Below are 19,826 nucleotides of genomic sequence, written 5' to 3'. Positions count from 1 at the left end.
TTTAAATGGTGAATTATGTTAATTTGGCAAGCTGATTTTTATCATCATCGCCAACAACAGGCAGCAGGACAAGTTTTATGGGAGTTGTTGATTTGCGATCGCGATCGCAGTTTTCAGTATGAAGCAATTTGTCCTCAATCTCAGGTGAATTCTAGTTGGGTTACTGCTCAGTTGCAATTGGCTGCGGATGGGAAATTACCAGATGTAATTCAGGTGTTCCGCCCGCAATGTTTGGGTTTAATTGAGGAAGCTGGACGCAGTTTGGGTATTAATGTTGAACCGACTCGCCGCACTTTAGTGCTTAAGCAGTGGTTGGAGGAAAAAGATTATTCTACAGTAGTAGACAAACCGCCTCCGACACCATTACCGGAAAATCTCTGGGGGGAAGAATGGCGATTTGCGACTTTGTCAGCAGGTAAGGTGATAGAAGCGTTTGCAGAGCAGCCTATTCCGATTTTGGTGATCCCAGAGTTTCTGCAACCGATTAATTTGGGTTTGGCGTCAACGGTGTCAGTTCCTGGTGTGATAATTTATGGGGGACGGCAATCGATGCGTCTAGCACGATGGTTACAACAAGCGCGTCCTGTGGAGTTAAGTTATGTTGCGGGTGCGCCGGATGGGTTGGTATTGGAAGCTAGTTTGGTAGATAGATGGATTTTAGCGACGTTTAGCGATTTGGAAGTTGCAGCTGCGGCTAAGGTTTATGAGCAGCGCAAGCAGGAAAGTCAGGGGTTACATTTTTTACTGGTGCAACCTGATGATTCGGGAATGACTTTCAGTGGTTTTTGGTTATTGCGTGCGGAAGATTAATTAACAACTAATTACCTAAACAAAATTAATTACATATTCTCTATCACGTTCCCTGTTCCCTGTTCCCTGTTCCCTGTTCCCTTTATTGCATTTGTCGCCGTGCGGCTTCTAATATGAGGCGTTGTTCAGCACGTGCGATCGCTTGATATGTCCTTGCTACTGCTTCTGGTTCTACGGAAATAGAGGTTATACCCCATTTGATCAAATGCTCTATAATTTCTGGATACAATGCGGGTGCTTGACCACAAATAGAGCAAGGTATTCCTGATTCTCTGGCTGTGCGAATTAATTGAGCTACAGCATTCATGACTGCTGGGTGACGTTCGTCAAATGCTTTTGCGAATTGTCCTTGCTCTCTGTCTATGCCTAATAGTAGTTGAGCTAGGTCATTGGTGCCAATTGAAATTCCTTGGACTCCTGCTTTGATATATTCTGGTAGCAAAAATAACACGCTTGGAACTTCTGCCATGATCCATAGTTGAAAATTGGGTATTCTATTTAATTTTGCTTCTGCTACTTTTTGACGACAAAAGTTAAATTCTTCGACTGTACGTACAAAGGGCAAAATTAAATGAATATTGGTATAACCAGATTGCTGTACATTTGCTAAAGCAGCTAATTCTAATTCAAAGACCGCTGGATTGACTAAGTAGCTGAATGTACCACGCTCTCCCAGCATAGATTGGGGTGAAGATTGGAAATTCTGATTACTTGATTGTAATTCACGCGATCGCCAGTCCAATGAACGATAAAAAACAGGTCGTGGGGCGAAAGCTTGGGCAAATTGTAAAATTTGTTCGTACCATCGCTCTAATAGTACATCTTGACGTCCATTGGTTAGCCAATTTAGGGGGTGCTGTCCTTCTAGAATATTGAGTACCATCAATTCTGAACGCAATAATCCGACTCCATCAATGGGTAAAGAAAGCACTTGCTCGATCAAGTTAGGCTGACTTAAGTTAATTAGCAGCCCAGTAGCAATCATGGATTCATGTGTTGAGAAGTCAATTGTAGATGAAACATTATTGTGGTTTATTCTTGGAGTATGGTGCAAATCTGTGTTTAAAGTTGTGGAAGATTCGCCGCTATTTTGTAAAATTGGGGACACTCCTGCACGTAAAGAATTTCTATTCTGTAGATATTTTGTTGCTTCCCATAGAGGTGCAGACTGTTTTGAAGGTGTCGTGTGATGGGGAAAGGAGAGAAAAGGCAAAAATTGATCTGATTGTCTTTTGTTAGTTTCTTGTTCTTGTCCCTTCGTATTCAGGCGGTAAATTTCTCCTTTATCACCATCTATTAGCAGTTGCTCACCATGATGAATCACAGTCGTAGCACTGGCTGCATTGACTACTGCTGGAATACCTAATTCTCTGGCCAGAATCGCTGCGTGGCTGGTGAGACCTCCATGCTCAGTGATAATACCGGCTACTTGTTGCAATATAGGCAACCAGCTTGGTGTGATGGCTGATGCGACTAAAATTACTCCTTTGGGTAGTTGTTCTGGTTTTTGATGAGAATGGATGACATGAGCTGATGCTGTGATCCGTCCTGTTCCTGCCCCTAGTCCTTTGATAAAATGAATATCGGAAAGTCCTGATTGGGGTAAGCTAATTTGCGTTATGTAAAATGTTCTCGATGAAGTTTGTTGAGAAACTGTCCACTCTAGAGTCAGGTGTTTACCTAGTTCTTTGACAAGCTGATTTGTCAATCTGATGAGTTGTTGCAAATATTCTTCTGGTAAAGCATATGCTTGTTGTTGCGTTTCAGTAAGTAGATATACTTGCAAACTAGAATCATCTTGTTTTGGTAGTGATATTGATGTGGATTGCAAATCAACACCAGAATTTTCATTGTTAATACCATAGGCGAGTAGCTTGTATCCCAACTGTTGCTCTTGAATCAGGCTAGTTTCTGGCTGAATATAGTAAACATCTGGCAAAACTTCACCGTGAGCGATCGCAATTCCCAACCCAAAAGAGGCTTGAATTTCCCAATGGGAAGAGTTGGTATTGACTAAGCCACTGGCAAGTGCATTGTGGATTGGTTGTACCAAAACTGCTAAGTTAATTTGTTGAAGATCAATTCCTGCTTGTTGCCAGCATAAAAGACTTCTAGCACGAAACAACTGGCTCCAAGTCTGCTTGAGTGCTGAGGCGATCGCCTCTAGCTCGCAGTGACAAATTTGTGATTCCAGCAAGCCAGATATATTCGCAATTCCGTGCTTACCTGGGGGGAGTGTTAAACTTGGGCGAAAAATCAGACACTGAGTTTCCCATGTTTGAGTTGCTTGTAAGATAGCAGTTAATAATTCAGGTGATACAGTTGCGCTAATAATTTCTTGACGCAACCGTTCAGCTACCTGCTGAAGCTGACGCCAATTACCAACATCTAAGTGCAATGAAGAATTTGGTAAGTCCGCAATTAATGCTTCTGAACTGTTGAGATTTTCTAGAAATTCTCGCAAAACTGATGCTGGGATGACAAAACCAGACAGCACCGGATAACCACGCTGCATGATTCTGCTTAAATAAAAAGCTTTATCACCTACTTCGGCGCGATCTAGCAGTTTAATTTTCTCAAGCCAGTAGAGTTTGTCCACTCAATTAGTCAGTTGTTGGTTGGTGGTTGGTGATTAGTAGTTGGTGGTTCCATAAACCTACTAGCAGTTTTCGTTGGAACTACCAAACAATTAACAAAGAACAAAATCCTACTAAAACTAAATTTCAGTGTCTAAGTGTTACTAGGACTAGCGCTAAACTTTTTAGAAATCTATCCAAGCTGAACAAATAGACAACTTGTTAACAGGTTTTCTAGCTTTTGGTGTTGCGGTTGAGTTTATACTGAGAAATACTAAAGATTAAATTTCTATAACTGGCGTTATTATCTCCCAAAATCGCCGCAGCTTTTTCATTATTGTTAGTTAACATAATTTGTAAACTAAACACCAGATAAGCAAATTCACTTATTCCTGAGTTTGAACTTTTAGTGCTGTAGCTTGCTGGGCATTTTATAAACAAAAATCTATATTAAAAATCTTACCACAACACTACAATTGCCAAAGCTTTGACCAAAACCATTACCCAAAAGGATTATACTGTGCTACAGAAAAACAAGCGCCGAAAAATTTGCAAAAAATTAACTGAACAAGACCAACAATTGGAGTATCAGCGGTTAAATTTGGTAATTTAGTTAGAATGTTTAGGCTCACATACTGCAAATTATTGCCGACACTAATCATAGGTGGATGATATCACATTTTTTAGTATCACCAAATACATTTTTTCTTGCACCGAATGATTGGGGTAACATTGCCTTTAGACTATGCCTAGCAGTATTTTTTGGGGGCGTAATTGGTTTAGAACGTGAGCGCAGACGCAAACCAGCTGGCTTGAGAACTCATATGTTGGTAAGTGTTGCTTCAGCAATGTTTGTTCTCGTCATCTTACAAACAGATATAGAAGCGCAAGATTACAATGGACTCAGCCGTGTTATTCAGGGTATAGCTGCGGGTGTAGGATTTCTGGGTGCTGGGGAAATTTTGCGAGAAACTTCAGACCAAGAATCTCCAACAATAGAAGTTCGTGGACTAACTTCCGCAGCAGCTATTTGGATTTCGGCTGGCTTAGGGATTATAGCTGGATGTGGCTTATGGCAATTAGGATTACTTAGTATTCTTGTGTCTTTTTTTATTCTTTATATAATGAAAAAATATGAAAGACATATATAGAGTAGTTGAATAACTCTCAAACTTATCCCTTTTTGATTCCACTCCGAAAAACCTATAGCGATTTGAGTTATTTAAAATAGAAGCATGATGAAATTAATTAAAATATGTGTGGGGGTAAAATCTGCATGAAAATCTCATTTATGCCACTCAAACTACTTGTTGTTAGTACTTTAACAGGAATCGGTTTGATTTCTGTGCTGATGCCAAAACCTAGCCTTGCTGAACCAAGCCAAACACTGAATTTACAAAATTACGATCCGCAGAACAACACAGACAACCCATACAACAGCAACAATAATCCTTTTTCTAACTCCAACACAAATGATGGTTTCGGCGTCTTCAATTTAATTCATCGTGCTAATTTAAGTGTGCCAGATTTAGATGTAGATGCACAAAACCAACAACTTGATGAAGCCGCAGCAGCTTTTAAAGCGAGACAAAGAGCATTAACACAACAAAATAAACAGCAGACGCCTAGTTTGCAGATAATTACTCCAACAGTGAATACTACTTCAACTCCATAGAATTGGAAGATAAATTTTCTTCGCTAAATGATGATATGACGTAGGGAACCCGCAAAGGCTTACAGGTTCCCTTTAACTCTACGTAAAAAAATTTATAATCCCAAGGCAGCTAGAACATCACTGGCATGGGTGGAGGTATTGACACTAGAGTCAACATGAATTATTTTACCGTTGCCATCAATGATATAGGTAACACGCTTTGCATAACCGCCACCATCAACATCGTAGGCTTTAATTAAGCTGCCGTCGGTATCAGCTAGTAATGGAAAGTTGAGATTATATTTTTGGGTGAATGCTTGGTGCGAAGCTTCATCATCTGCACTTACCCCAAGTACCGCGATCTCTTTGCTGGTATATTGCTCGTTAGCATCACGGAAACTACAAGCTTGCTTGGTGCAGCCTGGAGTGTCGTCTTTGGGGTAAAAATACAGAACTACTGTTTTACCTTTGAAATCAGATAAAGATACTGTGTTGCCGTTAGTGTCTTTAACGGTAAACGCAGGTGCATCTGTCCCAACTGCTAGAGGCATAGTTTACCTTTCCTAAATTTGAAATTACTGATGCACTTGAAATTTTACAATAATTTACAATCATTACAGGACAATAAAAAAAGAAATTAGTCAACAATTATCAGTGATCAATTGGTAACTGATAATTGTACAGACGCGATGTTCCTCGCGTCTCTAGCTAGCTGATAACTGATAGCTGTTAATTGGAAACCAAAATGTCTGCTGTTGATGCTCAAAATCACAAAACCCTGACATATCCACCTAAGACCATAGAAAGAGCCAAGCGATCGCTACTTTGTTGTCCTTTTAATTTTGGTTTATTTGCAGCCATGCTTTCACAGAGGGTAGCAATGAGTGAAATTATTGGTAATTTTGGTGTCAACAAAGGCTACACCAAAGCTTATTTGTCTGAATTAAGAGCAGACAACGCCCTAGCATGGTTAATTCAAGTAGGTGTACTGCGACGTGAAGTTGATGGTCAAGGAATAACAGATAGTTTTCGCCTCACACCCCTTGGTCGTCAGATAGTAGAACAATGGGAACACCAACCACTGCCGACTGTAACATGGAGCGATCGCATTCTAAATTTTGTGGCTCGTTGGTTCAGACTGCCATTTTAGCTGTATCCACCAACCAATTTTGAGGTGAAAAGTTAGGAGTCGCACTGAGACGGGAACAATATGTACGGAAGTCTCAACTGCATTTATGAAGTCTTTACTATGTCTTTGTAAATTGATGTGAGATCTTGCGTAAGATTGTCGTTTGTCCTACGCTGTTTGTCATTTGTACAACCCTAATGACAAATAACCAATGACCAATGACTATTTAAGAGCAATTTCATCACTCAACCAGCATAGCCATATCAGGCTTCATGCTTTTAATATCACACCGGATTGGAAAAACAGTTGAATATGAAAGCAATTATGGTAGTGGGAACAACATCCCACGCAGGGAAATCACTATTAACGGCGGCTATTTGTCGTATTTTGTCGCGGCGCGGCTGGCGAGTGGCTCCCTTTAAAGGCCAGAATATGGCTTTAAATGCCTATGTCACAGCTAATGGTGGAGAAATTGGTTACGCCCAAGCAGTACAAGCTTGGGCGGCTGGGGTTATACCTTGGGTAGAAATGAACCCGATTTTACTCAAACCCCAAGGTGATATGACTTCCCAAGTGATTATTAAGGGTAAAGCTGTGGGGAAAGTCAGTGCAGCAGATTATTACGAGCAATATTTTGAATTGGGATGGCGGTCAATCGAAGAGTCTTTACAGCATTTGTCAACAGAATTTGACTTGGTGGTTTGTGAAGGTGCTGGTAGTCCGGCGGAAATCAATCTCAAGCACCGTGATTTAACTAATATGCGAGTAGCAAAATATTTAAATGCACCGACTTTACTAGTAGTTGATATTGATCGTGGTGGTGCTTTTGCCCATGTGGTTGGAACCTTGGAACTCTTGGAACCAGAAGAACGCGCTCTGATTCGTGGTGTCGTGATTAACAAGTTCCGGGGACAGCGATCGCTCCTCGAACCTGGTATAAAATGGTTAGAAGAACGCACAAAAATTCCGGTAGTTGGTGTCATTCCATACTTAGAAACTGTATTTCCCGCAGAAGATTCCCTAGATTTATTGGAACGTAAATCATCTAAATCTAGTACTGACCTGAATATTAGCGTAATTCGCTTACCCAGAATATCTAATTTTACCGATTTTGACCCCTTGGAATCAGAATCAACAGTCATGGTAAAATACTTAAGTCCTAAGCAAGAATTAGGACATCCAGACGCCGTAATTCTGCCAGGGACGAAAACATCAATCGCTGACTTGCTGTTACTACAAAGAACTGGTATGGCAGAAGCAATTCAAAACTATGCGGCAGCAGGTGGTACAGTTTTGGGTATCTGCGGTGGTTTTCAAATCCTTGGTCAAATGATTGCTGATCCAGAAGGTATAGAAGGGCAAGCCGGAAGATTTCAAGGTTTAGGACTATTACCTATTAAAACAGTCATCACAGGACAAAAAATTGCTCGCCAACGTCAAGTCACCTCAAACCATCCCCAAATGGGTTTACCCGTGACTGGGTTTGAAATTCATCAAGGGCGATCGCGCATTGAAACCCAAGGTATAGATTCCCAATCCTACTATCCTCTATTTGATGACCCAAATTTAGGATTAGTGGATAATTGCCAATCAGTTTGGGGTACTTATCTCCACGGTATATTTGACAATGGCCCCTGGCGTCGTGCTTGGTTAAATCGCTTGCGTCAACAACGAGGTTTAAAATCTCTGCCTACAGGTGTTGCCAACTATCGAGATCAGCGCGAAAATCTACTAGATTCCTTGGCTACAGAAATTGAACAGCACCTAGATTTAACTCCTTTGTTGTCGTAGTAAACTAAAAATTATGACTGTGCGCGTTAATTTTTTACCAGATGATGTTACGGTTGACGCTCAAGTAGGAGAACCCTTGCTCGATGTTGCTGATCGAGCAGGGGTGATGATTCCCACTGGTTGCCTGATGGGTACTTGTCACGCTTGTACAGTGGAGCTAGACAATGGAGAAATCATTCGTGCTTGCATTAGTGCAGTTCCAGACGGATGTGAAGAATTAGAGATCAATTTGTTTAGTGATCCAACCTGGTAAATAAGCATGAAGGATGCAGACGCCCTTGAAGGCGGTTTCCCGTAGGTGATAATGAGGTTTGAAGTGTTTTTTATCTTTAATTTTTGACTCTTCATCTCATGTTTAACCTTCAGCTTTTAACCTTCATCCTTCAGCCTTTGTTTTTAAAGCGTATTGCTTAAATCGCTCTAAATCGGCGTGCAGAGTTGATTCTACTATTCGTCCCAAAAATAAATTATCCATGATTTTGCCAAGGATACCAGGGATAGCATAGGCAGCAGTAAGTTTAACGATACTACTAGTATGGCGATCGTAAAAACGAATAGCTCCCCGATTCGGTAAACCATCGATAGATTCCCATTGGATGATTTGACGAGGAATTACCTTGAGAATGCGGGATTTCCAGGTAAATTCAAAACCACCAGATTTCAATGTCCACAATGATATATCCGGGTTGTCTTCAGGAACTTTCACTGAATCAATCCACTTCATCCAGCGAGGCATTTGCTCCAAATCAGACCACAGACTCCATACTAAATCTATAGGAGCCTCGACTTCCACTTGCACCGTATGTTCTAACCAATCAGACATTAGATTTTAGATTTTGGATTTTGGATTTTGGATTTTGAATTTTGGATGAGCAAACTATTGTTTCAGAGTCTCCAAAATAGCTTTTGCTGCAAGCATTCCCGAAATCGTTGCTCCTTCCATGCTATCGATATAATCCTGCTGTGTATAACTTCCTGCTAAGAAGAAATTAGCCACAGGGGTTTTTTGACGGGGACGATAAATATCCATCCCTGGTGCTTCTCTGTACAAAGACTGAGCTAGCTTAACCACACTGTACCAAGTCATATTTAATTCCCTTGATGATGGGAACAACTCGTGTACCTGTGCCAAAACGTGTTGAGCAATTTCTTCATTGCTTTTTTTAATAAACGGATCTCCTGGTGTCAGCACTAACTGCAACAAAGACCCTTGTCCTTGTCGATAATAATCAGCAGGACTAGTCAAAGCCAAATCAGCAAAGCAAGAAAAATCAGCATCGGCAGTATATAACAAATTATCAATTCCTGCTGGGTGATTTAGCTGTTTGCGTGCCTCTACATCTTGCAGTTCTGTTACCCAACCATCAAACCGTAGCTGCACCGTTGCTACAGGAACTGCATCCAATTTGTAAATATTGTCAAATTCTGACCATTGACGCCATTGTTGAGGTAAAAGACGCTGAATTCCAGGCAGATCACAAGCTGCTAGATAAGCATCCGCGGTAATTTTTTCTTCTGTGTCACCGTCAGCAATTACTAAACCAGTGACACAGGTTTGTTCTTTTTCCTCAGCAAATAGAACTTCTCGTACTCTGCGGCGAGTATGAATTGTTGTTCCTCTCGCTTCTAGATATTCCAAAATCGGTTTATGCAAATATTCATAGGGCGATCCTTTCAGCATCCGCAGTTTTGAGGCTTCGGTTCTCACTGCAAATAACTGAAAAATCGTCAACATACAACGAGCAGATATGTTCTCGCAATCAATAAAACCCAAAGCATAAGCGATGGGGTTCCACATCCGCTTTATACTGCCGTTGCTACCACCATGACTACGAAACCACTCAGCAAAGCTAACTTTGTCTAAGTTGCGGATATCTTGCATTGCACCTTCAAAGTCTACTAAACCCCTGACAACTGGACTAGTCGAAAGTGCTACAGCATTTTGTAATTTATCTAGTAATGAGAGTTGAGAGGTAGTAAAAAATGCCTTTAAACCATTAAAAGGCGCACCCATAAAGAAACGAAAATCAAGCGCACCAGTCTTTCCTCCTTTATTGATGAAGTTATGAATGTGTTCTTTAGGAAGCAGGTTTTCAAAGGCTCCCATTTTCTTCATCAATTTCAACAACTGATTGTAGTTGCCAAAGAAGACATGCAAACCCATTTCGATATGGTTGCCATCTCCATCTACCCAGCTGCTAACTTTACCACCAACAAACGGACGGGACTCAAAAATCTGGACTTCACAGCCAGCATCAGCTAGATCTACGGCGGTTGCTAGCCCAGCCAGTCCCGCACCAATGATTGCAACGCGCATTCCGTCCTTCCTTTTCAATTTCTTTACAAATTGTAACTGGGTTGGTGTCGGAATTTGCTACTTGTATTCTATTTAGAGTCCTAAAGTCAAAAGATTCAAAAAGCACCCTGCTAAGTTTGTAAAAGAGTCAAAGAAAGTAAAAAGTAGAAGCCAAAAACAAATTTTTCTTTCTTTATTATTTTTTTTCCTTGTACTCTTAATTTATTAAATTCTGCCTCCCTATCTGTCACTATCTTTTGTATCTTCAGCTACAGATAATCCTCGGATCAACTCGCGAATCACATCAGTTGCTGGTCTACCAGTTTGCTCACAATACTTTTCTAGTTTTTCGGCCTCCTGTGCTGCTAAATTCACAGTGATACGTTTTACAGCCCATTTTTTATTAGTCATTTGATTGTGTTATTTGCTGCTTATCGACATTGTGTACAAAATGTTAGTGAGGATGAAAGAGTTAAGAATATCAGAGTTTTTGTCAGGAAACAAGCAATCCTTTGTACAAAAAACTTACTTTACTTGAAGTGTTCTTCATTTTTTAATAGAATCAAAAAACAAATGAATCAAGTGTTGTTCTATGAGAATAGCTAGCGTATATTATCTTATAGACAAGATAAACTATCTTAAGGAAGAATCAAGCTTGACCAAAAATTTGATTACCTGGCAAAGGTAATTGCTGCTAGTTAAATAACTATTTATTAGAAAATAGCAATTTTAAAGAAACTTGATCTATCTCTATCACCCAATTTGACCAAAAACCTTTGGGGAAAACATGTGTCATAACACCTGTAGATATGATATTAATGTGTTCGCTTGTTTGTGATTTAGATGCTCAGATATTTTTTTGTCTAGCAAGTTTAGCATACAGCAAGTAATTTCTCAGTGAAGTTTTAATATTGAGTAGAACATTGCATACAATGAGAACAATTCTTGTCGAATAGTATTCACTCTTCCCTCCAAACTACAAATCCCAAGATCAACTTGGAAAATTTCTATATCCATGAGACTAGAAATTATAACTACGAGATCACTTAGGAAACCAGACCGAGAATGATAAATAGGGTAAAGATTAATTATCTTTTGGTAAATTTTATTGGCAATTTGTGTACTCACAGTCAAAAGTTTTTGAACTTTTTTGAAAAAATGAGAATCAAAGTCATATGCTATTGCTGCATTACAAGCACCTTTTAGTGGCATATACAGACGGTCATCTATGATTTTTAAGTAATAGTCAATCACAATTTGTTCCCAAGGTAAAAGAGCTTGTAATAAGCCAAGGTTAGTATAGTGAAACCGCATACTTACAAAGGAAATCACTCTAGGATTATTTTGTGTGTATTTCTGTCGCAGCAAACCAACATCTATGTTGATGATTGTTACCATTTGAGTGGATACACTATGTTGTGCTTTCATTTGCTGAATGCTTTCAAACTATGGGATTTTTATAGGTATTCTTTTGCTTGACACTTGCTGAATAAGCTGATGTGCGCTTAGATTAAATATTCTTGCGTTAGGACTGTCCAGGGTCAAGAGTCCAAAGTCCAAGCTAGTCTTTGACTCTGGACTCTTGACTTTTGACAACCTGCTCGCAAAATATACAATTTAAATGCATAACAGCTTATATAGATGCAATACTTGTTCGTACATCCCAAAAGAATTTGCTTTTATTTCCCAAGGATTTACTAATTTGGGGTCTATAGGATGCTTTTTGATTGCTTCTGATAAGAATACTTCTGTTTTGTTCCATGCTTGTAAACTCACAGTAGGAAAAGAATTCATTATCTTTTGTGCTGTTGTTTTTACCCTGATTAAATAATGTATTTTTGAAGTTCACACCATCTTGTTTATCCTCATGCAAGTGGTTTAATTTTATATTATGCAAATACTTAATTAGCTCAACAATGAGCTAAATATAAAACAGCATATTGTTTTTCTAGTTGTAGTAAATTATTTGAATTACGTTCTGATTTTTCATTCATGCTCATATATTAATCATGTTGATTTTATTTTATAAACACCCTAATTATTAATGTTCTTATTGTATATGTTTTCCTGTTTATTTCTATGACTTTATTTAAACTTTAAAGAAATTCTACTTAAATTTAGAGTTTAATTTGTATAAAATTTTTAATAAGAAATAGTAAAAAAATTACATTAGACTGTCTAAACAGCAAAAACATCCATAAAATCTCAAAAATAAGAATTAGAAAAAATGTAATTTGATAAAAAATATGAAGATTATATTTATATTCTTGAAAAAGCTATAGGAATCCTATTTGATTTTTGAATAAGCACCGTACATTTGAAGGGTAGGGAAATCAAAGGTAGTGTGTCGAATAAACCACTCAAACATCCACTTTAAATGAGAAAAAGAAGGAATTAAAGCGCAAAAACGTCGAACCCAAGTTTTGGCTTGCAACCAAATATCCTCTATAGGGTTTTGCTCCGGGCAATTGGGAGCAAAGCGGACACAATGTATTTTCCATTGTTCAGTGGATAAACCTTGATTCATGGAGTCCAAGAAAGCTCGAACATCTTGAGAGCGATGGTAAGTAGCACCATCCCAAAAAATCAGTAACCGTTGGTCAGCAGACTCAGCTAGCAGATATCGCAGATAATCAATGGTCGAGTCTGAGTTTCCTTGATCGTAGGCTTTAAGCAGTAATTTTCCGTCGATATAGTCAACTGCCCCATAGTAAGTTTGTTTATCTCGTTCATTTACCACTGGAACGGTTATTTCTTGGTCAGTTTTCCCCCATACATAACCATTTAAGTCTCCCCACATTAGATGACATTCATCAATTAAGAGTACTCTAAGCTTTCCTGTTTCAATTTCAAAGCGGTGTTTTGCCAATAATGTTTCAATCTCTTTTTTTTTTCTGCGACAGCATCAGGATTGGCTTTGGGATTGTGCTTTGTTGTTTTCTTCCAACTAATCCCTGCTTCCTCAAATAGGTCATAGTAACTTTGTTTTGACCCGTAAACCACATCGTACTCAAAAGCTAACTTATACTCTAACTCGCCAATCTCCCAGTATTCCTTTGTTTGTAGCCAACTCAAAACTTCTTCTGTTTGTTCTCTGTTGAGATAGCTTTTCCTTCCTTTATAGCTGAGTCGTAGTCCATCAATCCCGTCCTTTTCGTAGGATTGTTTCCAGCCTGTTATTGATCCTCGTGATACCTCTAGAATTGTTTGAATCTCATCATCTAAGTAACCTTGATAAACCAGCTTTACTGCCAACGCTTTCCTTACTTCACGCGCATCTGGACGCAAAGCTATAAAATCTTGTAGTTCGGCGATCGCATGAAGTGCTATTTTCTCTGCTGACTGTTGCTGGGATACTCCCACTGGAACTGTCCGAGTTGATAAATCCGGGTTCATCATTGTTGCTTATGAGACTTGTATACATTTCCGTATTATTTCGCAGTCTTGTTCAGAAATCAAATAGGAGTCCTATATTTGAGTTTATTTTTATACTTATTTTTGATCAAAAAATAGATTCAACAATTACTATAAATAGCAAGCTTGTAAAAATTTTTACTATTTGTTTTAAAGTATTTTATGGGAAAATAATAAATTTTATATATGGAGAGTTAAAAAAAGCAATATATACTTTAATTTTCTCTTATACACATCTAGATGTGTATAAGAGACAGTATATTAATCATGTTGATTTTATTTTATAAACACCCTAATTATTAATGTTCTTATTGTATATGTTTTCCTGTTTATTTCTATGACTTTATTTAAANATCCAATAAGATAATAATTTTTATTATAATTACAATTCTTAATAAATAATTTATAAAATATAAAAATAACAAACTTTCAGACAAATAAGCAAAAGTACGAAAGGTAACATGATCGCAAAGAATTTGGCATGGGTCGCATGTAAATTAGCCCCTACAACACTAAATTCCCACACCCATTATTAGGTTGAACGATCAAGACACCTTACAATTGAGGATTTCCTGTTCATCTGAGTAGAGATATGAATTTTGAATCAGCTTGGCTGTGTCAAGATTAGGGCTGCTACATAAGCCTATTATTTGCTAAAAGCTATTAATTATGAATAAGCAAGACAAAACTAAAATTTGTGTTTTTTTGTGTTTTTAAGCACAAGTCCACATGTTCAGCTTGCTATTCAAATTGCAGTTGTGGCATTAGTTGGAGAGTACCAATCCCTAGATCTTTAGGTGAAAGCGATCGCGCTTCAAATAAAGCCATCATATCTCGCAACTGGGGATTACCACGAGCTGCACCAGTTAATCCTTTGGCAATAATTAAACCGCAGTAGCCTTTGGTATTTTTACAGCGCTGATTCCATTTTTTTCTGGCTTCAACGTGAGTTGGGTCATCATCCAAAAATTCACCAAATAAAAATAATTCCCCATTTTGAGTTTGTAGTAAACCCAAATCATAGCGATCGCCACCAAAAGGATCTGCACCAGGGTTAAAACAAATGGCTTTGAGGCCTCCAGCTTTTTCTATATTTTCAATTACGGTCTTAGCCTTGGGACGAGAAGTTTGAATTAAAATTACTGGCAGACCATCACCTACTGGCTCAATTTCTCCTGCTTGATGGTAACTAACTCCTTGACGTAAGTACTCCAACATTTCCCAAGACACCACACCTAAACTAAGAAAAGAGTCTTCGGGGATTAAGTCATCTCGCAGTGACCGAAACATCGGCATCGAATCCGATTCTATCTCCTCCTCGTCTTCTTCATCTTCATAGCCTGCCATTTCCTCTAACTCTGCTGCCAACTCTGGCATACTAGAAACAGTAATAGATACTGATTTGTTTTGCTCATCACAAGAATCTGGTAGAGAAATGCGATAGCGACGACTCAGAGCCGGAAAAAAATCCTGATCCAATTGACGACGGTGATCGCGAATAAAACGGCTAAGGCTTTCTAGAGCAACATATACAATCAGTGCTTCTTCATCGTATAAAACTGAGCGTAGCCCCTCTAAAGGATGGATATTGCCAAAGGTAGGTTCAATTTCTGACAGTGGTAGTTTTGCTAAATCTTCAAATTCTTCCTCTTCGTCTGCTTCATCAGCATGTTCAAAAGTCAAAAATAGACAATCTTGCTTTAGAAAAGCTTCTTCTAAATTCCCTTGTGATTCGTCTTCTCTTAAAATTGTGGCGCGAAAATGCTTAAGTGAATCTTCTGAACGATACAAAAGTATTCCATACTCCATCCCCAGCATCCCCATCATTGAGGCGTAGAGTGTACCAACATCCCATTTATTGATCTCTATTGATACAATTTGCTGTTCTTCTAACAATTCCCAAGGAGCAGCTTGCCAAATTGCTAATGCTTTTTCTCGCAAAGCTTTTGCATACTGGGGGGGTAATTCGGGAATTTGAGAGTCGAGAATTTCGGCAAACCCACGAAACAGTTCATCAATCAGAGGTAAATCAGGAGAGTAATCAATAGCAATATCTAAATCTTGCAATACTCCACGTAAGTAAAATTGTATTTCTCGGTCTCTGACCACAATTCTTTGGGGACGAGCAGGTTTAGCAGGACTATGGGGATTTTCCATTGCTCGCATCAAAGTCCGAACAATAGCCTCTGGTCCACTTTCTGGAGGTACTACGTCCATTCCCCTTACAATACCTTGTGTACCATCCACCCAAAGAATACATTCACCCTTAGTCTCCGAGTCTGATAGCTGGGTTGGTGATGACAATGGACGACGATCGCCCTCCCATACAGAAGGAATTTGAGTTAATTTCCGTAAACGACGGCTGGTAGAGCGATTAAAACTTGTCATAGAGTAAGTGAATCAAAACAAGCGATTTGCAATTAGACTTTTGAATGAGGGCTAGCCTCCGATGAAAACTCCCTTAGCTGTTAATTAAGAGTAATCTTGATTGTGGGCTGCCAAAGGTCGAAACTCCAAAAATAGCGAATCTCTAAACACATTGAATCTCTCAATTCTAGAATAAAAATCTTTGCGTGCTTTTGACGGAGTATTTACAATTTGGCAACTTAGAACATCAATATCGCTAAAATAGATAAAAAAGTTATTAACAGACGCGTGGCTGGAAGGCGTTTGTGAAAATTTTCGGGGCTACCCAATGACAAAACTTTTGGGTTAAAGGTTCCCGCTTTGCTTGTATAGGGTAATCGATAACCGCACAAGGAGTTAAAAAAGACAGATGACACAGGCAACTCAGTCTTCACAACGGGGAATTCAGTTAAGCGAAACTGCATTGCGGCAAGTAAAATTGTTACAGGAAAAACAAGGCAGCAAAGACTTGTGCTTGCGAGTGGGAGTACGTCAAGGGGGTTGCTCCGGAATGTCTTACTTGATGGACTTTGAAGACCCCAGCAAGATTACACCAAATGATGATGTTTTTGATTATGACGGCTTCAAAATAGTTTGCGATCGCAAAAGTTTATTATATCTCTACGGGTTAATGCTTGATTATAGCGAAGCCATGATTGGCGGTGGCTTTCAATTCACCAACCCCAACGCCAGCCAAACCTGTGGTTGCGGAAAGTCATTTGGGGTTTAGTCAAGTGTCAACTGTCTATTGTCAAGTGTTAAAACTTGTAAAAACGCCTCAAACAGCGCGTCTATACATTTACTGATCATTGACAATTGACCACTGACCATTGACCATTGACAATTGACCATTGACAATTGACCAATGACTAATACAGTTGAATCCCTGTTTGATACAGGCTTAGAACGCTATAAAGCTGGGGAATCAGCAGATACTTTGATTCCTATTTTTAAAGAGGTTTGCGATCGCGCTCCCAAAAGTAGTGCTGCTTGGACTTGTTTAGCGTGGTTGTATTTGTTGGATAACAAACCCAACCCCGCTTTCAAGGCTGCACAAAAAGCAGTAAAGTTAAATCCACAAGATGCACAGGCCAGAGTAAATCTTGCCCTGGCGATGTTGGAAACTAATCAAAAAGGCTTACGCCAACACATTGATGTTGCTAGTAAATTATTAACTCTTAGCCCCGAATGGCAAGAGGAAATCAAAGACAGCATTGCAGATGGTTTTAACAGAAAACCAGATTGGCAGAGTTTGGCAAAAGTCAAAAATTGGCTATTTGAAAATTAGGAGTATTGTTGTTTGTTGGTTGTTAGTGGTTATCAGTTCCATAGACGCACAAGCGTCTTCCCATTAGCTCTTAGGCGTTCCCGGAGGTTGGGGTACAACAACCAACAAACAATCATGAACATTATTTACATTAAGCGATGAAAGAAAAATTTTTAAGTTGGCTTAACCTAATTTTGGTAGTGGATGTCTTTCTTGTTCTATTTGGTTTTGGCTGGTTAGCGATCGCGGCGATCGGCAAAGCATCAGGAATACCCTTGGGTTTAGATTTATGGTATAAACTTTGGCAACCCGTTTTCAATCCAGCAATTGGCATCCTCATGGGTGGTGCAATTCTTAGTGGTATCATCAATTGGATTTCACGCAAATTCCAATCTAGTTAGTAAGTAAAAACACAGGGCGATTTCAGCCTCATCCAACCCACCTCAGTATCAATTCTGAGGCTAACGGACTTAAACTGTTAGCTGCTCAACTTAAATAAAAGCAAGAGCATTTCAAATTTTTCAAAACACGAAAATTTATATAGCGAAAAAAACTGTAGAGACGTTGCAATGCAACGTCTCTACAAATCGGGAAACCAGAGCAATAAACTTAAATGAACCCTATTACCCTATAACTGCTTCACCTCAGAAACCAACTTCGCTACCATATCTTTGGCACTACCAAAAAGCATTGTGGTTTTATTTTTGTAAAACAACTCATTATCTACGCCAGCAAAACCTGCACTCATCCCCCGCTTAATCACAATTGTTTGCTTCGCCCGGTCTACTTCCAAAATCGGCATTCCGTAAATTGGGCTGTTGGTATCACTACGTGCAGCTGGATTTACCACGTCATTTGCCCCAATTACCAGCGCTACATCTGTTTGATCAAACTGGGGATTGATATCTTCCATATCGTGCAGTTGCTCATAGGGAACGTTTGCTTCTGCTAGCAAGACGTTCATGTGTCCGGGCATTCTGCCAGCTACAGGGTGAATGGCATACTTAACATCAACACCCATACGTTCGAGTTGATCTGCCAATTCGCGTACACTATGCTGTGCTTGCGCTACCGCCATTCCATAACCAGGAACAATGACTACAGAACGGGCATAACCCAGCATCATCGCACCTTCTTCTGGATCAATACTGCGGACGGTTTGATCAGTTTTAGCACCACCAGCTACACCGACGCTTGCACCTCCACTACTACCAAAAGCATCAAACAAAACGCTGATCAAAGAGCGATTCATCGCTTTGCACATAATTTCGGTGAGGATGATCCCAGATGCTCCCACCAATGCACCAGCAATGATCAGCATGTTGTTCATCACCACAAAACCAGCAGCCGCCGCAGCTAAACCAGAAAAAGAGTTTAACAGCGAAATTACCACTGGCATATCACCGCCACCGATGGGGATGACGAACATTACACCCAAGATTAGAGAAACTACAACAATTCCTAAAAAAGCAGTTAGGTTATGTGGTTGCATGAGTAAAAAACCACTACCCACTACATAGGAACCCAACAACAAAGCGTTAAATGGCTGCTGCAAAGGAAATGTAATTGGCGAACCACTCATAATTCCTTGCAGTTTGGCAAAGGCAATCATACTACCTGTGAAGGTAACGCCACCAATTAACACATCCAATAACATAGAAATATTGGCATCTAGGGGTACTGTCTGGGCATGTTGCAGCAAGCGCCAAAATTCAGCAACCGCGACAAGAGCAGAAGCAGAACCGCCTAAACCATTGAGCAAACCCACCATTTGTGGCATGTCTGTCATTTGGACTTTGTAGGCTGCGATCGCACCGAGTACCGATCCAATTGCCAATCCCAACAAAATCATCTCGTAGTTCAGCACATGCTGATCGAGCAATGTTGCCACAATTGCCAATAGCATTCCCACAGCCGCAACAACATTACCTTGGCGTGCTGTTGCAGGTGAACCCAGTTGCTTCAAACCCAAAATAAATAAAGACGCAGCGACTAAATACGTCAGTTGAATTCCAGTTAGCAGAAAATCAGTCATAAAGTTTAAGTGCGGTAATTGTGAATTTTTGGTCGTTAGTTGTTGGTTGTTGGTTGTTGGTGGTATTCCAAACAACAAACAACACACAACAAGCGCTAAGTTGCCTTCTTCTTAAACATTTGCAACATCCGATCTGTGACTAGGAAACCACCCACCACGTTGATAGTTGCTAGTACAACAGCGATCAAACCCAGAATGACTGATACATTCCACTCTCTGGCACCGGAAGCAACAATTGCTCCTAATACAGCAATACCAGAAATCGCGTTTGAGCCTGACATCAAGGGCGTATGCAAAGTCGGTGGGACTTTGTTGATCACTTCAAATCCGGTAAACGATGCCAAGACAAATACAAACAAAGCTGCAATTAATGCTTCTGTCATGTTGAAAAATCCTTGAAGATTGGGGAAAGGGGAAAGGGGATTGGGGAAAGGGGAAAGGGGATTGG

20 protein-coding genes are annotated in these 19,826 nt (G+C 39.6%); 9 read left to right on the top strand and 11 right to left on the bottom strand.

The genetic code is table 11. The features are described from left to right. Positions 1-15: 15 nt before the first annotated feature. Entirely contained in the window at positions 16-810 is a 795-nt protein-coding gene (locus B4U84_RS23235) for a Tab2/Atab2 family RNA-binding protein (protein WP_131120705.1), read from the top strand. Between the two features lie 82 nt (positions 811-892). Here the strand turns inward: B4U84_RS23235 and B4U84_RS23230 are convergent, their stop codons facing one another. Next, on the bottom strand, positions 893-3,409 hold the full coding sequence (locus B4U84_RS23230) for a putative PEP-binding protein (protein ID WP_131120704.1): 2,517 nt from the start codon (positions 3,407-3,409) through the stop codon (positions 893-895). A gap of 645 nt (positions 3,410-4,054) precedes the next feature. Here B4U84_RS23230 and B4U84_RS23225 point away from each other — a divergent pair. Both B4U84_RS23225 and B4U84_RS23220 read left to right on the top strand, forming a co-directional pair. Further along, a complete protein-coding gene (locus B4U84_RS23225) occupies positions 4,055-4,537 on the top strand; it encodes an MgtC/SapB family protein (RefSeq protein WP_017311531.1) in 483 nt (160 codons plus the stop codon). 125 nt (positions 4,538-4,662) lie between these two features. Then, complete coding sequence (locus tag B4U84_RS23220; RefSeq protein ID WP_026081979.1) at positions 4,663-5,061, top strand: hypothetical protein; 399 nt, start codon at positions 4,663-4,665, stop codon at positions 5,059-5,061. A 92-nt stretch (positions 5,062-5,153) separates the two neighbouring features. Here B4U84_RS23220 and B4U84_RS23215 read toward each other — a convergent pair whose 3' ends face one another. Next, positions 5,154-5,591 (bottom strand): peroxiredoxin, encoded by a 438-nt coding sequence (locus tag B4U84_RS23215; RefSeq protein ID WP_017311529.1) that lies wholly within the window; start codon positions 5,589-5,591, stop codon positions 5,154-5,156. Between the two features lie 194 nt (positions 5,592-5,785). Between B4U84_RS23215 and B4U84_RS23210 the strand changes: the two genes are divergently transcribed. The 3 genes from B4U84_RS23210 (at position 5,786) to B4U84_RS23200 (ending at position 8,213) form a co-directional block, all read left to right on the top strand. After that, positions 5,786-6,190, top strand: a complete 405-nt coding sequence (locus B4U84_RS23210; RefSeq protein WP_131120703.1) for an Npun_F0494 family protein — start codon at positions 5,786-5,788, stop codon at positions 6,188-6,190. Between the two features lie 291 nt (positions 6,191-6,481). Further along, positions 6,482-7,960 (top strand): cobyric acid synthase CobQ, encoded by a 1,479-nt coding sequence (gene cobQ / locus B4U84_RS23205; RefSeq protein ID WP_131120702.1) that lies wholly within the window; start codon positions 6,482-6,484, stop codon positions 7,958-7,960. 13 nt (positions 7,961-7,973) lie between these two features. Continuing rightward, positions 7,974-8,213 (top strand): 2Fe-2S iron-sulfur cluster-binding protein, encoded by a 240-nt coding sequence (locus B4U84_RS23200; RefSeq protein WP_017311526.1) that lies wholly within the window; start codon positions 7,974-7,976, stop codon positions 8,211-8,213. 123 nt (positions 8,214-8,336) lie between these two features. Here the strand turns inward: B4U84_RS23200 and B4U84_RS23195 are convergent, their stop codons facing one another. The 7 genes from B4U84_RS23195 to B4U84_RS23170 form a co-directional block, all read right to left on the bottom strand. Next, positions 8,337-8,783 carry an SRPBCC family protein gene (locus tag B4U84_RS23195; RefSeq protein ID WP_017311525.1) on the bottom strand — a complete coding sequence of 149 codons (447 nt, stop codon included), beginning with the start codon at positions 8,781-8,783 and terminating at the stop codon, positions 8,337-8,339. Between the two features lie 54 nt (positions 8,784-8,837). Further along, positions 8,838-10,277, bottom strand: a complete 1,440-nt coding sequence (gene zds / locus B4U84_RS23190) for a 9,9'-di-cis-zeta-carotene desaturase (protein ID WP_131120701.1) — start codon at positions 10,275-10,277, stop codon at positions 8,838-8,840. 219 nt (positions 10,278-10,496) lie between these two features. Beyond that, positions 10,497-10,667, bottom strand: a complete 171-nt coding sequence (locus B4U84_RS23185) for a ribbon-helix-helix protein, CopG family (RefSeq protein WP_017311523.1) — start codon at positions 10,665-10,667, stop codon at positions 10,497-10,499. A gap of 483 nt (positions 10,668-11,150) precedes the next feature. After that, positions 11,151-11,684, bottom strand: coding sequence for a hypothetical protein (locus tag B4U84_RS23180; RefSeq protein WP_131120700.1), 534 nt, complete (start codon positions 11,682-11,684; stop codon positions 11,151-11,153). Between the two features lie 189 nt (positions 11,685-11,873). Then, complete coding sequence (locus B4U84_RS30805; protein ID WP_017311521.1) at positions 11,874-12,050, bottom strand: hypothetical protein; 177 nt, start codon at positions 12,048-12,050, stop codon at positions 11,874-11,876. A 493-nt stretch (positions 12,051-12,543) separates the two neighbouring features. Continuing rightward, a protein-coding gene (locus B4U84_RS23175) for an IS630 family transposase (RefSeq protein WP_131120699.1) occupies positions 12,544-13,655 on the bottom strand; the annotation gives its coding sequence in 2 pieces (ribosomal slippage) (positions 12,544-13,151 and positions 13,151-13,655; 1,113 coding nt in all). Positions 13,656-14,411: 756 nt separating this feature from the next. Next, positions 14,412-16,058, bottom strand: coding sequence for a DUF6930 domain-containing protein (locus B4U84_RS23170; RefSeq protein ID WP_017311519.1), 1,647 nt, complete (start codon positions 16,056-16,058; stop codon positions 14,412-14,414). A gap of 388 nt (positions 16,059-16,446) precedes the next feature. Here B4U84_RS23170 and B4U84_RS23160 point away from each other — a divergent pair, with 388 nt between their 5' ends. The 3 genes from B4U84_RS23160 (at position 16,447) to B4U84_RS23150 (ending at position 17,744) form a co-directional block, all read left to right on the top strand. Then, complete coding sequence (locus B4U84_RS23160) at positions 16,447-16,806, top strand: HesB/IscA family protein (protein WP_017311518.1); 360 nt, start codon at positions 16,447-16,449, stop codon at positions 16,804-16,806. Positions 16,807-16,941: 135 nt separating this feature from the next. Further along, positions 16,942-17,364 (top strand): tetratricopeptide repeat protein, encoded by a 423-nt coding sequence (locus tag B4U84_RS23155; protein ID WP_017311517.1) that lies wholly within the window; start codon positions 16,942-16,944, stop codon positions 17,362-17,364. A gap of 137 nt (positions 17,365-17,501) precedes the next feature. Continuing rightward, positions 17,502-17,744 carry a DUF8620 family protein gene (locus B4U84_RS23150; protein WP_017311516.1) on the top strand — a complete coding sequence of 81 codons (243 nt, stop codon included), beginning with the start codon at positions 17,502-17,504 and terminating at the stop codon, positions 17,742-17,744. A gap of 227 nt (positions 17,745-17,971) precedes the next feature. Here B4U84_RS23150 and B4U84_RS23145 read toward each other — a convergent pair whose 3' ends face one another. Together B4U84_RS23145 and B4U84_RS23140 are read right to left on the bottom strand one after the other, a co-directional pair. Further along, on the bottom strand, positions 17,972-19,378 hold the full coding sequence (locus tag B4U84_RS23145) for an NAD(P)(+) transhydrogenase (Re/Si-specific) subunit beta (protein ID WP_131120698.1): 1,407 nt from the start codon (positions 19,376-19,378) through the stop codon (positions 17,972-17,974). A 95-nt stretch (positions 19,379-19,473) separates the two neighbouring features. After that, a complete protein-coding gene (locus B4U84_RS23140; RefSeq protein WP_017311514.1) occupies positions 19,474-19,761 on the bottom strand; it encodes an NAD(P) transhydrogenase subunit alpha part 2 in 288 nt (95 codons plus the stop codon). Positions 19,762-19,826: the final 65 nt, after the last annotated feature.

This window comes from Westiellopsis prolifica IICB1, from assembly GCF_004323185.1.
GTDB lineage: Bacteria > Cyanobacteriota > Cyanobacteriia > Cyanobacteriales > Nostocaceae > Pelatocladus > Pelatocladus prolificus_A.
The sequence above is the reverse complement of the archived record's forward strand: the minus strand, read 5'-3'. Positions and strand labels throughout refer to the sequence as shown.